Origin of the sequence: Aeromonas sp. QDB14, from assembly GCF_027707845.1 — a bacterium.
GTDB classification, from domain to species: Bacteria; Pseudomonadota; Gammaproteobacteria; order Enterobacterales; family Aeromonadaceae; genus Aeromonas; species Aeromonas caviae.
Genome location: NZ_JAPCJD010000199.1, coordinates 1 through 834 on the forward strand (window position 1 = coordinate 1; position 834 = coordinate 834).

The 834-nt window shown below is 39.7% G+C and carries 1 protein-coding gene; it reads left to right on the forward strand.

The window, feature by feature from the left end:
• The first annotated feature begins 404 nt into the window (after positions 1 to 404).
• Positions 405 to 764: a hypothetical protein gene (locus PG887_RS22490; RefSeq protein ID WP_270822959.1), complete on the forward strand. Its 360-nt coding sequence runs from the start codon at positions 405 to 407 to the stop codon at positions 762 to 764.
• Positions 765 to 834: the final 70 nt, after the last annotated feature.

Consider the following 834-nt stretch of genomic DNA (forward strand, 5'->3'; position numbering starts at 1 on the left):
GGGCATGCAGTCGTGGCAAGCCCTCCGATGCCATATCGGCTCTTGAAGCTGGCTGAGGGTCATGGGTAATCAGGTAATGAAAAAACCACCCATTATGCGGGTGGTTTTTTATTATCTATATTGGCTTGTTTTTATTTAAAGATATTAATTGCAACCCTCTAAATTTTTGCTGTGGTCAATGCTGTTATCAATAGTTAACTTAGTCGCATTTCTAATGATGCATTCTATTGCTGTGTTATTTCTGTCGTTCTTATCTATAAAAGAAAATTTTGTGGTGATAATGTATCAGGTGGTTAACTGTTGAGTAGTATTTGTAAATGTCTGTTCGTGGTGTTTATTTGTACGTCGTAGCACATTTTTATGGTAAAGTCTTCAACTGTATTCATCTTCAATAAGGTTGTGGAATGACATTTAAATCTCATAGAAGCTATTACAAATTTATGAATGCAGTGGGCTCAAAAAATCGCTATATTTTAGATGCAGAATCCCAAAGCTTCATGAATTCTATTCTTGAAACCTGTCAGGATAGAATTAAAGTGGTTGAGCCTAGCCATGTTTTATGGCGTGCCCAGTTAGGGCATAATGAGAGAGAGATAACGCAAACAGACCACGATACAGGAGAGGAGGTAGTAGTTGATAGCATGCCTATTCCATTCCCATATCAGAGAATGAAACCATTAGTAGATTCCGCATCAGAAGGAAGAGCTAATCCCAAGGGTATTCCATACATATATGTTGCTACAGATAAAGAAACGGCAACCTGATTACCCATGACCCTCAGCCAGCTTCAAGAGCCGATATGGCATCGGAGGGCTTGCCACGACTGCATGCCCC

Bases quoted from the DNA above. Each gene is read 5' to 3' on its own strand.
- PG887_RS22490 (WP_270822959.1), top strand. From the start codon at position 405: ATGACATTTAAATCTCATAGAAGCTATTACAAATTTATGAATGCAGTG.